Genomic DNA, 12,449 nt, shown 5'->3' on the forward strand with positions numbered 1-12,449 from the left:
GCGGTGCCAGGGCTCAGGCCGGCGTGGAGAGCAGGCCGTCCAGTTCCTGGAGCAGCGCGTCCAGCCCGTCCTGGCTGATGTCGATGGCGGGCACGTCGGAGGGCGTGAGGCCGCCGGCCTCGGCACTCCCGCAGTGGTCGAGCAGGGTGCCCAGGGCCTGTGCCATGTCAGTCATCAGGCAGCCCATGGTTTCCTCGACGGCGCTGGCGCCGGTGAAGGCGCACTCCAGCACCAGCTGGCCCTGGCTGATGTAGGCACAGACATCCAGCAGGTGGGTGCGTGCCTGGCGCGGGCTGCGGATGCCCGCGGCCGGTTCGGCCCGGCCGGTGAAGAGAGCGCTGCTGCCCACCATCTGCTCCACCACGCCCAGGTAGGTGAAGAGCACGGGCGAGGGCGGCATGGCCTCCAGCGCCTGGCGCAGGGGGTCGCCGGCGGGCGCGAGGTAGCGCAGGGCGCCGAAGCCGTCACCCTTGGCCGGCACCTCGCGCAGGCGCTGCTTGACGGTCTTGATCAGGCGGCCGGGGTCGCTGATGTCCGCCCCTTCCACCAGCACGGGGTAGATGGAGGTGAACCAGCCCACGCTGCGGCTGAGGTCCAGCTGCTCGGCCAGGGCCTCGCGGCCATGGCCCTCAAGATCCAGCAGCAGGGACTGGCAGCCGCCCCAGTGCTGGAAGCCGGCCAGCAGGGCAGCCACCAGGAGGTCGTTGGCATCGGTGCCATAGGCCTGGTGGGCCGGGCCGCGGAAGGCGGCGGTCTGCGCGGCGCTGAGCCGTACCTGGCAGCAGCCATGGGCCTCCTCGGCATGGCGAGGGGCGCGGGGCTTGAGGGCGTGACGCATCAGCGCGGGCCGCTCCTGGCCCTCGGCCATGCGGGCCTGCAGCTGGGTGGCGAACTGCTGCCAATGCGCGCGTTCGGCGGCCAGGGCCGTGTCCTGCGTGGCGGCCAGCCGGCCCTGCCAGGCCTGCACCCAGTCGCGCACCGAGCTGGTCTTCAGCGGCAGCGGCGAGCTGCTGCCGGACTTGAGCTGGGCATAGAGCTGGCCCAGGTCCTGCAGCAGGATGTTCCAGGAGACGCCGTCGACCAGCAGGTGGTGCATGACCACCAGCAGGCGGCTCTGCTGCAGGCTGCCGCCCTGCAGCCAGCGCAGGCGCCACAGCGGGCCCTGGCCAAGGTCCAGGCCGGTCTGGGCCTGGGCAATGGCCTCGCGCCACAGCGGCAGCGAGGTCTGGCCATTGGGTGCGCGGCAGTCCACCACCGCGAAGTCCGGCGTGTCCTCCGGCGCAGCGGCAATGCACTGCACCCAGCCGCCCTCACGCCGCTCGAAGCGAGAGCGCAGGCCGTCGTGATGCCGGGCCAGCTGCTGCAGGGCCTGCTGCATCAGCGCGGGGTCGGGCACCTCGTGCAGCTCCAGCAGCAGAGCCTGGTTGAAGTGGGCCAGGTCCTGGTCGACCTTGTCGAACATCCAGTGGGCGGCCGGGCCCAGGGGGAACTCGCCGCTGACCGGGCCCTGCTCCACCTCGATGCCCGGCGTGCTGCTCACGACGCGGGCGAGGCGGGCGATGCTGGGGTGCTCGAAGAGGTCCTTGGGCCGCAGGTAGAGGCCCTGCTGGCCGGCCTTGGAGACGATGACGGCGGCCAGGATGGAGTCGCCGCCCAGCTGGAAGAAGTCGTCGTCCACGGTGACGCTTTCCAGGCCCAGGACCTCGCACCACAGCGCTGCCAGCTGGGCCTCGACGGCGCCCTCGGCCGCGCGGCCGCCGGCCTGCAGATCGGGTGCGGGCAGGCGGGTGAGGTCGGGGCGCAGGGCAGCGTCCAGGGGCAACTGCTCCAGCAGCACCAGGGCCTGGGGCCACTGCAGCTCGGGCAGCTCGGCGCGCAGGCGGTCCTGCAGCGCTTGGGTCAGCGTGGCGTCGTCCAGCACCGCAGGGCCGGACTGGCGCAGCACATAGGCGGTGAGCGCCGGGCCTTGGGCCGTGGGGACCTCGGCCAGCAGGGCCAGGGCCACGCCGGCCTGGCCCATGAGGCAGCGCTCGACGGGGCCGGCCGCCAGCGGGCGGCCCGCGCGCATCAGCAGGCGTCCGCTGGCGTCCGGGCTCTGCAGGTCCATGCCCACGGCGCGCAGGCGCAGGGCCGTGCCGCCGCCGGCATCGGCCAGGGCCCATTGGCGCTGGGCGGGCGCTTCGCCCGAGGCCGAGCGCAGCAGCGGCGCACCGCAGCCCGCCAGGGGCAGCCAGCGCCAGCCCTGGGCCACGGGCTCGAAGACCCAGGGGCGAGACGCGGCGGCCTCCGGCGCGAGGCGCAGGAAGCGGGGCGAGGCCCCCGGCCAGCGTCGCACGGGCTCGGCCTGCTCGCCGTGGGCCAGCAGGCGGGGCAGGGGATGGTCAGCCGGCAGGGCGCGCAGGGCCTGGGCCAGCGCGGGCGTCAGCAGGGTCGGCAGCAGCAGGGCCGTGGGCGCGAAGGTGGCGACGCGTTCGGCCAGCTCGTCCGCCAGGGCCTGCGCCGTCTGGTCACCGGACAGCTTCGCCAGCTGCACGGTGCAGCCGCGCGACCAGGCCAGGGCCAGGGTCGCGCTGGCCAGGGCCAGCAGCCGCGGCGCCTGGGACCAGGGCAGCAGCAGGCGGTCATTGGCACTCAGCCGCAGGGCTTCGCCGGCGGCCAGGCCCAGCAGCGGATCCTCGGCGGGCGCGCGCTCGGTGGCGCCGTCGCCAGGCTGGCAGTCCAGGTCCGTCAGCAGCTGGGAGGACCCGGCCGGCACGCGCACCACCAGGTCCAGCCCCGGGGCGGTCTCGCCCGCTGCCAGCCAGCAGACCTGCGCGCCCTCGGCCAGCAGGGCCGGCCACAGCAGGGCGCCCTGCACGGGATGGCTGAGCGCGAGGCCGACGCGGCTGCCTTCGCGCAGGCCCTGGGCCTGCAGCGTTGCCAGCCAGGTGCGGGCCTGGCGGGCCAGGCGGGCCAGCGTGCAATCGGCCTCGCCCTCCTGCAGGGCGGGCAGCTGAGGCTGGGCCTGGGCCCGGTCCAGCAAGGCCTGGTGCCAGGTCTTGCCCAGCACGGCGGGCACCAGGGGCTGGGCCTCACTGGCCGGCGCGGCGGGCAGCCGGGCCTGATCCAGCTGCCCGTCCGGCTGCCGCAGGGACTGCGCGAGCAGCTGCTCGAACTGCGCGCCGAAGCCGGCGATGCTGGCCTCATCGAAGAGGTCGCAGTTGTAGGTCCAGGCGGCCACGTAGTCCTGGCCATCGTCCTGGATGTTGAGGGTCAGGTCATGCGTGGCGCCGCGGGTGCCGGTGCTGGAGGCGGCGAGCACGGGGCCGAACAGCGTCTCCTGGACGGCCTCCGTGCCCTTGCGCAGCTGGTTCCAGTTGTACATGACCTGGAACACCGGCGAGCGGCTGGCGTCGCGCGCGGGGCGCAGGCGCTCGACCAGCAGCGGGAAGGGATAGTCCTGGTGGTCCAGCACGCGCAGCATCATCTGGCGCGTCTGCTCCAGCAGCTGGTCGAAGCGCGCGAGCCCCTGCAGCCGGCAGCGCAGGGGGATGGTGTTGACGAAATGGCCCAGCACCTGCTCGCTGCCGGGCATGCTGCGGCCGGAGGTCGGCGCGCCGATCATCAGCTCGTCCTGGCCCGTGTGCTTGTGCAGCAGCAGCTGGTAGACGGCCAGCAGCCACATATAGGGCGTCACCCGCCGTTCGCGGGCGGCCTGGCGCAGCGCGCCGGAGATCTCTGGGTCCAGCGTGCGGCTGTAGACGCGGCCGGCCTCGGTCTTGAGGGGCGGGCGCGGGCGGTCGCCTTCCAGGGCCAGCGTCGGCAGCTCGCCCTGCAGCTCCTGCGCCCAGAAGGCGGCCAGCACCGCGCCTTCGGGGCCAGCCAGGCGCTGGGCCTCGTGCTGCACGAAGTCCTTGTACTGGTGCTGCAGGGCCGGCAGGCGCAGGGGCTGCCCGGCGCTGCCCAGGGCGTAGAGCGCGGAAAGCTCGCGCACCATGATCTCCAGGGACCAGAAGTCCGCCGCCACGTGGTGCACATTGAGCAGCAGGGCGTGGCGCGGCGCCGCGTCGGCCCGCTCGCCCTCGTTGACGAGCAGCTTCAGCCGGATGGGCGAGACCTTCAGGTCGAAGGGCTTGTTGGCCTCCTCGTCCACCCAGTGAAGCACCTGCGCCAGCGTGTGGCCCTGCACGCGGCTGATGTCCAGGCGCGCCGCGGCGTCCAGGCTCACCTGCTGGCGGGGCTGGCCCTCGGCGATTTCATAGCGGGTGCGCAGGATGGGATGGCGGGCGATGAGGTAGTCCACGCAGCGCGCCAGCAGGGGGAGGTTCAGATCGTCGAGCAGCTGGCAGGCATAGGTGACGTTGTAGGCCGGGCTGGACGGCTGCAGCTGGTGCAGGGACCAGAGGGACTTCTGCGAGTAGGACAGCGCATAGCTGCCCGCGCTCGTGCCGAACTGCTCCAGCAGTGCGATCAGGCCCTCCTTGTGGGCCTTGAGCTCGGCCAGCAGCTGGGGCGTGATCAGCTCCTTGGGCGCCTTGTACTGCAGCTTGCCGTCCTGGGTCCAGAGCTGCACGCCGCGGGCGGCCAGGGCATTGATGTAGTCGAGCGAGCTCATAGCTGACCGCTTTCCATTTCCATGTCGAAGAAGGCCTCGGTGGAGACCTGGTCCAGGGTCTGCGCGGCCGGGGTGGCGGGCGCGTCAGACGGTGTCGTCGGGAGGCTGGCGGCCTGCTCGAGCTTGCGGGCGATGGTCTCCACCACGTCCTGCAGGCTGGCGCCTTCCAGCAGGCGGCCGAAGGGGATGTCCACGCCGAGCTCGCGGCGGATGCCGCTGCGGAACTCGGCGGCCATCAGCGAGTCCATGCCCATCTCGATCAGCGGGCGCTGGGGGCTCAGCTGGCGGGCGTCCGACTGCAGGGTGGCGGCCAGCGCGTCAACGAGGGCCTGGGTGAGGGCCTGCTGCAGGGCCTCGCCGCTCAGGCCTTGCAGCGCGGCCTTCAGCTGGCCGGCGGGCAGGCCCGGCGCTGCGGCGGCGCTGCCGCCTGCGACATCGGCCAGCAGGCGCCTCAGCCCCCGGGGCGCGGGTGCGCTGGGCCAGCAGGGCCGGGTCCACGGACCACAGCAGGCGCTGGTGCGCGCCGGGCCCGGCCGCGGTGTCTGCCAGCACGGCGTCCAGCGCCTGCAGGGCGGCCGCGGGCGGCATCTCCAGCAGGCCGAAGGCGGCGGCGCGCTGTTTCTGGGCATCGTCCAGCTGACCGGCCATGCCCTCGCCGCCCCACAGGCCCCAGTTGAGGCTCAAGGCGGCCTGGCCCTGGCTGCGGCGCAGCTGGGCCAGGCCGTCCAGCCAGGCGTTGGCGGTGGCGTAGGCGCACTGCCCGGGCGAGCCGATGCAGGACACCACCGAGGAGAAGAGCACGAAGTGCTGGAGGGTCAGGTCTTGCGTAGCTCGGTGCAGGTGGAAGGCGCCGGCCAGCTTGGGGGCCAGAACCTGCCGCACGGCGGCCTGGTCCTGTGCGGCCAGCAGCCCGTCCTGCAGCACGCCGGCGCAGTGGAAGACGCCCTTGAGCGCCGGCCCGCCGTCGCCGGCCAGGCCGTCGACCAGAGCCTGCACGGCCGGGCCGTCCGCCACGTCCAGGGCTTGCCAGCGCAGCTCGCTGCCGGCTGCGCGGGCCTGCTGCTGCCAGTGTTCCATCACGGCCGGCTCGGGCAGCTGGCGGCCCAGGGCGACCACGCGCCGGCCCGGGCCCTGCAGCAGGCGCTCGAGCAGCTGCAGGCCCAGGGCGCCGCGGGCGCCGGTCAGCAGGTAGGTCCCTGGCTCCAGGGCCAGGGCTTGCGGGGCGGGCAGGGCGGCTGGCAGCAGGCGAGGCACCCGCAGGCCCTCCTCGCGCAGCAGGAACTGGCGCTCCTCGCCGAAGTCGCTGTCGCATAGCAGGGCATGCAGCCGCTGCAGGGCCTGCGGCGTGGGCCGGGTCGGCAGGTCCAGCAGCAGCACCGGCAGCTCGGCAGCCTCATGCATGAGGCTGCGGCCCAGGCCCCAGGCGGCGGTCTGCTCGGGCTGCACGGGGCTGCCGTCATCGGACTGCGCGCCATGGGTCAGCAGCGCCAGGCTCAGCGGGTGCTCGCCCAGGTCCTGGCCTTGCAGGGCCTGCCAGAGGCCGGCCAGCGCGGCGTAGGCCTCGCTGACGGCCTGCTGGCGTTGCGGGCCGCTGGCGTCCTCGGCGCCCTTCGTCTGCCAGTCCTGCAGCAGGACCAGGGGCTGGCCGGGCGCGGCCTGGGCGGCCCAGTCGCGCAGGGCCTGCTGCCAGGGTGCGTGATCCTCACCCGCGGGCGGTGCGGCGGGCAGCAGGTCCAGGGAGAGCTGGTGATCGCGCCACAGGCTGCGCAGGTCCTCGGCCATGCAGGACCCGGCGGGCGATGCCAGCAGGGCGACCCGCGGCGCTGCGCCTCGGCGCGGAGCCGGCGTCAGGGCCTGCCATTGCACAGTGTGGGCCTGGACCGGTGCCGCGCCGGCCGGGCGCAGCTGCGAGGCGGCCACGGCATGCAGCTGCAGTCCGCGCAGGGCCAGCAGGCAGCGGCCGTCCTCGTCATGGATCCAGAGATCCGCCCGGCGCTGCTGCCCCGTGGCCTGCACGCGCGCGGCGCACCACAGGCGCTGGGCGCGGCCGCTCTGGACATGGCAGTCCAGGGCCTCGAGGCCCACGGGCAGCAAGACCTGACCCTCCATGTCCTGCTTCAGGCAGGCCGCGGCGACGACCTGCAGGCAGGCGTCCAGCAGGGCAGGATCGGCGAAGCGGCTGGCGCCGCTGGCGGCGCCCACGCGCTCGACCCGTCCCAGCGCTTCCCAGGCCTCGCCGCCGGGCGCGCACCACAGGCCGGCGAGCGCGCGGAAGGCGCCGCTGTAGTGCAGGCCGGCTTCGTCCAGCGCTGCGTAGAGCTGCTCGGGGGACAGGGCCTCGGTGCAGCGCTCGCGCCAGGCCTGGAGCACGCCGGAGGGCGCATCAGCAGGGCTCGTCACGGCCTGGCCGCTGGCATGCAGGGTCCAGGTGGGCGGCTGCGGGCCGGTGTCCGGCGCGGTGTGGATCTCGATGCGGTCGCCGCCATCGACGACCGTGACCAGGCGCAGGGCCTGCTCGGCGGACAGGGGCAGGGCCTGCTCGAAGGCGATGTCGCGCAGCTGCACAGGCGCCTCGGTCCCGTCGGGACGCAGGGCATCCAGCATCAGGGCCAGATAGCCCGCGGCCGGGAACAGGGGCTGGCCATGGACGGCATGTCCGGCCAGGAAGGCATGGCTGGCCAGAGACAGGCGCTGCTCATGCCGCCGCTCGCGGCCGCTGCCCGGCAGGTGCAGGGCGGGGCCCAGCAGGGTCGCGTCGCGGGCTCTGCCCTGGAAGGCCGAGCCCTGCAGCAGGCCGGCGCGCGCGGGCTTGCGCTCGCCCAGCCAGTAGCGGGTGTCCGCCAGCGGATAGGGCGGCAGGGGCACCGCGCGGGGCGCGCCGTGCTGGTCCAGAGAGCGGTCGACGGCGTTCCACTGCGGCTCCTGGCCGGCGGCGAAGACGGCGCCCAGCGCGGTCCACAGCGAGGCCAGGTCGGACTGCCCGTCCAGGCTGTGGTGCAGGCGCACCGCCTTGGGCGCGGCGCAGGCGCGCGCCAGCTTGCTGAGGGTCTGGCCGGGGCCGATCTCCAGGAAGTCGGTGGCGCCGGCCTCCAGCAGAGTCTGCATGCCGGGGCGGAAGAGCACGGCCTGGCGCACATGCCGGACCCAGTAGTCCGGGTCGCAGAAGGCGGCCTGCTCCAGGCGCCCGGTGACGTTGGACACCAGCGGGATGCGCGGCGGCTGGAAGCTGATCTTGCGTGCCTCCTGCGCAAAGGCCGCCAGCATGGGCTCCATCAGCGGGGAGTGGAAGGCACGGCTGACCTGCAGGGGGCGGCACTGCAGGCCGGCCTCCTGGAGCTGGGCCTGGAGGGCGTCCACGGCCTCGCCGTCCCCGGCCACGACCACGCTGCCCGGGCCATTGTCACCGGCCAGCTCGACGCGGCCCTGCCAGGGGGCGAGGAAGGGGGTCAGGTCTTGCGCCGAGGCCAGCACTGCACACATGCGGCCGGGCGGGCACAGGTCCTGCATCAGGGCGCCTCGGGCGCTGATGAGGTCCATGCCCTCCTCCAGCGTGAAGACGCCGGCCACGCAGGCCGCGGCGTACTCGCCCACGCTGTGGCCCATCAGGAATTCGGGCTCGACGCCCCAGCTCATCCACAGCCGGGCCAGGCCCAGCTCGAGGGCGAAAAGGGCGGGCTGGGTGTAGCGGGTTTCGTGGATGAGGGCGGGCTGGTCGCCCCACAGCACATCGAGCAGGCCGTGCTCGGCGCGGCCCTCGAAGCGCTCGTCGCAGGCATCGACGGTCTGGCGGAAGAGGGCGAAGTTCTGGTACAGCGCGCGGGCCATGCCGGGCGTCTGGGCGCCCTGGCCTGTGAAGAGCAGGGCCAGGCGCGAACGGCCCGTGGCGGCGGCCGGCGGCGAGGGTGCCCAGCGCCGGGCCTCGGCGTCGAGGGCAGCGGCCAGTGCCTCGCGGTCCTGGCCCACGACGCAGGCGCGCCAGGCGTGGCGGTCCCGGCGATGGCGCAGGCTCCAGGCCAGGTCGGGCACGGCGGGAGCCTCAGGCCGGCGCAGCAGGGCGGCGGTGTCCTGCAGGCTGCGGGCCAGCAGCTCGGGGCTGTGTGCGGAGAAGGCCAGCAGCTGCGGGCGCTCGTCCTGCAGCGCGGAGGCTGGAGGCTCGGCAGCGGGGGCGGCCTCGATGATCAGGTGGGCATTGGTGCCGCTCATGCCGAAGGCGCTGATGGCGGCGATGCGGCGCTGCGGGTCCTGCGCCGGCCAGGGCATGTGGCGGTCGGCCACGCGGATGCCGTTGCGGGCCCAGTCCACATGGGTGCTGGGGTTCTGGAAGTGCAAGTGGCGGGGCAGCTGGCCCTGCTCCAGCGAGCAGGCCACCTTGATCAGTGCGGCCACCGAGGCGGCGCCTTCCAGGTGGCCGATGTTGGTCTTGATGCTGCCCACATGCAGGGGCTGGCGGCGGGCGACGTCGCGGCAGTAGACCTCCTCCAGCGCGCGCAGCTCGATGGGGTCGCCCAGCTGCGTGCCGGTGCCGTGCGCCTCGACATAGTCCACCTGCTCGGGCCGCAGACCGGCGCGCTGCAGGGCCGCGCGGATCACGTCGCGCTGGGCGCGACCGTTGGGCGCGGTCATGCCGTTGCTGCGGCCGTCGTGGTTGATGGCCGAGCCGAGGATCAGCGCGCGGATGGGCCGGCCCTGGGCCTGTGCGTCCGAGAGCCGCATCAACGCGACCATGCCCGCGCCTTCACCGCGCACATAGCCGTTGGCGGCGGCGTCGAAGGTCTTGCAGCGGCCATCGGGCGACAGGGCCTGCAGCTCGCTCAGCGCGATGCTCATCTCGGGCGAGAGCATCAGGTTGGCGCCGCCGCTCAGCGCGAGGTCGCACTCGCGGTTGCGCAGGGCCTGGCAGGCCAGATGGGCGGTGACGAGGGACGAGGAGCAGGCCGTGTCCAGCTGCAGCGTCGGGCCGTGGAAGCCGAAGAGGTAGGCGATGCGGCCGGCAGAAAAGGGCCGCGCCGTGCCCAGCGAGGTCTGGGCGAAGCTCTGCTCGGCGGGCGGGACCTGGTCGCTCAGCCGGGCGTAGTCGTCCAGCGAGAGACCCACGAAGACGCCGGTCAGCTGGGACTTGAGGCTCTCGCGGCAGAAGCCCGCGTCCTCCAGCGCGCGCCAGCTGCACTCCAGCAGCAGGCGTTGCTGCGGGTCCAGGCGCCGGGCCTCGCGGCCGGAGAGGCCGAAGAAGGCCGCGTCGAAGCGGTCCACGTCCTCGATGAAGCCGCCGTGGCGGCTGTAGCTGGTGTCGGGGCGGCCGGGCTGGGGGTCGTAGAGATCGTCCGTCCAGCGGTCCGGCGGCACTTCCACGATGGCATCGCGGCCCTCGGCCAGCAGGGTCCAGAGCTGGTCGGGCGAGTCGGCCCCGCCAGGCAGGCGGCAGCCCATGCCGACGATGGCGATGGGCTCCTCCCGGCCTTGCCGCGCCTCGTCGAGCTCGCGTCGCAGCGACTCGATCTTCAGCAGGGCCTTCTTGATGGGGGAGAGATCGGGGGTCGACTCGCTCATGATGGGCAGGGGACTAGCGTTCCAGTTCCTTCAGCAGCAAGGCCTCGGCCTCGGCATCGGACAGGGAGTAGAGGGAGTTCGCCAGCGCCTCGGGCGCGGCGGCGGGGGTGGATGGCGCAGCGGCAAGGGCTGGAGCCGGCTGCGCGGTGCCGCTGCGCGAGGCCAGGGCCTCGGCGGCGCCCTTCAGGCCTGCCAGGTGCTGGGCCAGCTCGGCGATGTTGGCGCAGTCCCACAGCACCGTGGCCTCGAACTCGATGCCGGTGGCCTGGCCCACCTTGAGGGCCAGCTGCAGGGCGTTGACGGAGTCGAAGCCCATCTCCACCCAGGCGCGGTCCAGGGGCACACGGCCGGGCGGGGTCTTGAGCAGCTCGGCAACCACGCCGGCGATGATCTGCTCGACCTGGCGCGGCAGGCTCAGCGCGGTGCTGGCCACCTCGGCAGCGGGCGCGGCAGCCGTCTCGCCTGCTGCCTGGCCAGACGCCTCGCCCAGGCCCTCGGTCCAGCTGGCGACGATGCGCAGCTGCCCCTGCAGCAAGGCCTTGCGGCACAGCGCGCGGGCGATCTTGCCGCTGGAGGTCTTCTCGATGGTGGCGGGCTCCACCAGCACCACCTGGTGCGGGGTCAGGCCGAAGTCCTCGCCGATGGCCTGCACCATGGCGCGCAGGGTCTCGTCCAGCTGCAGGCTGCGGCGCTGACTGCGGCCGATCTCCTGCACCACGACCAGCTTCTCTTCCTTGTCGATCAGCACCGAGACCGCGGCGCCGGCGCCGCGCTTGAGCTCGGGCACGGCGTCCTGCACGCAGTCCTCGACGTCCTGCGGGTAGATGTTGCGGCCGCGGATGATCAGCAGGTCCTTGACCCGGCCGGTGATGTAGAGCTGGCCCCGCACCACGGCGCCCAGGTCGCCGGTGCGCAGCCAGCCGCCTTCGGCCGGCGAGGCCGCGGCGGGCCGTGCGCCAAAGGTTTGCTCGCTGAGATCAGGCAGCCCGAAGTAGCCGGCGCCCACGCTGCCGCCGCGCACCCAGACCTCGCCGACCTGGTGCTCGTCGGCCACGGGCCGGCCGTGCTCGTCGACCACCAGCAGCTCGTGGCCCAGGCGCGTGCCGCCGCAGGACACCAGACTCTTGCGGTCGGACTCCGGCGCGCCGGGCGCGCAGGCCTCGATGCGGCCGCGTGCGAGGGCGGCATTGCTGACGTCCAGGTACTGGATACCCTCGCCCTTGCTGACGCCGGTGACCTGCACCGTGGCCTCGGCCATGCCGTAGCAGGGGAAGAAGGCGCCGGGCGCGAAGCCATGCGGCGCGGAGGCCGCGAGGAAGTCCTCGACGGTGGCGCGCTGGATGGGCTCGGCGCCGCAGAAGGCCAGGTCCCAGCGGCTCAGGTCCAGGCCGTGCGCCTCCTCGGATTGCAGGGCCTGGGCCGCGAGCTGGTAGGCGAAGTTGGGGCCGCCCGAGGTGGTGGCGCGGTGCTGCGAGATGGCCTGCAGCCAGCGCAGGGGCTTCTGCACGAAGGCCACCGGGGACATCAGCACCAGGCTGGAGCCCACCGAACCCATCTGCAGCACGGCCGAGAGGCCCATGTCGTGGTACAGCGGCAGCCAGGACACCACGCGGGTGTCGCGGTGATGGCCCATCAGCTGGGCGATCACCTGCTGGTTGTTGATGATGTTGCCGTGCGTGATCATCACGCCCTTGGGCGTGCCGGTGGAGCCCGAGGTGTACTGCAGGAAGGCCAGGTCCTCGGCCCGGGGCAGCGGGAAGGCGGGGGCAGGTCTTGCGCCGGCGTCGAGCAGGCTGGCGTAGTCGCTGAGGCGGCAGCCGGTGAAGAGGCCCTGCTCGGCCTGCATCTGCTGCAGCAGGGGCAGGGACTTGTCCGGGGCGATCACGAAGCTCGCGCCGCTGCTGTCCACGATGGCCTGCAGCTTCTGCCACTGCGCCAGCTTGCGGGCCTGCTGCGGGTGGTGGGCCGGGATGGCCACCAGTCCGGCCATCAGGCAGGCATAGAAGGCGCTGACGAACTCCAGGCCGGTGGGCAGGAGCAGCAGCACGCGCGCGCCCGCGGGCAGTTGCCCGTGCAGGGCGGCGGCCACGCGGCTGACTTCGTCGAACAGCTCGCCATAGCTGGCCTGGCGCTCGACCTCCTCGCCTTCGCGCAGCACGGTGAGCGCCACGCGGTCGGGGGTCTGGTCGCGCCAGGCCTGCAGGGTCTCGATGATGGAGGCCGGCAGCTGCGGCAGGGGAAAGAGTGAGCGGTCCATGGGGCGTGTCTGGGTGAGGTGACGGGCCGGGGCCATCTCGGCGGAGGCCCC

Annotated in this window: 4 protein-coding genes; all 4 read right to left on the bottom strand. The window is 73.6% G+C overall.

Annotated elements, in window-relative coordinates; genetic code table 11:
- Positions 1–13: 13 nt before the first annotated feature.
- From ABDJ40_RS10620 to ABDJ40_RS10635, 4 genes are read right to left on the bottom strand one after another with little or no spacing between them, the layout of a single operon-like run.
- Positions 14–4,594, bottom strand: a complete 4,581-nt coding sequence (locus ABDJ40_RS10620) for a condensation domain-containing protein (RefSeq protein ID WP_347609448.1) — start codon at positions 4,592–4,594, stop codon at positions 14–16.
- A complete protein-coding gene (locus ABDJ40_RS10625) occupies positions 4,591–4,995 on the bottom strand; it encodes an acyl carrier protein (RefSeq protein WP_347609818.1) in 405 nt (134 codons plus the stop codon). The genes ABDJ40_RS10620 and ABDJ40_RS10625 overlap by 4 nt, the downstream gene beginning before the upstream one ends.
- On the bottom strand, positions 4,913–10,141 hold the full coding sequence (locus ABDJ40_RS10630; RefSeq protein WP_347609450.1) for a type I polyketide synthase: 5,229 nt from the start codon (positions 10,139–10,141) through the stop codon (positions 4,913–4,915). Before ABDJ40_RS10630 ends, ABDJ40_RS10625 begins: the two co-directional genes overlap by 83 nt.
- A gap of 13 nt (positions 10,142–10,154) precedes the next feature.
- The gene (locus ABDJ40_RS10635; RefSeq protein WP_347609452.1) at positions 10,155–12,398 is read right to left on the bottom strand and encodes an AMP-binding protein; all 2,244 of its coding nucleotides are present in this window, start codon (positions 12,396–12,398) and stop codon (positions 10,155–10,157) included.
- Positions 12,399–12,449 lie beyond the last annotated feature (51 nt).

Source organism: Roseateles flavus (assembly GCF_039872765.1).
Lineage (GTDB): Bacteria > Pseudomonadota > Gammaproteobacteria > Burkholderiales > Burkholderiaceae_C > Roseateles_B > Roseateles_B flavus.

Excerpts from the sequence above, each read along its gene's own strand:
- ABDJ40_RS10620 (WP_347609448.1), bottom strand. The coding sequence starts at position 4,594 with ATGAGCTCGCTCGACTACATCAATGCCCTGGCCGCCCGCGGCGTGCAG.
- ABDJ40_RS10630 (WP_347609450.1), bottom strand. The coding sequence starts at position 10,141 with ATGAGCGAGTCGACCCCCGATCTCTCCCCCATCAAGAAGGCCCTGCTG.
- ABDJ40_RS10635 (WP_347609452.1), bottom strand. The coding sequence starts at position 12,398 with ATGGACCGCTCACTCTTTCCCCTGCCGCAGCTGCCGGCCTCCATCATC.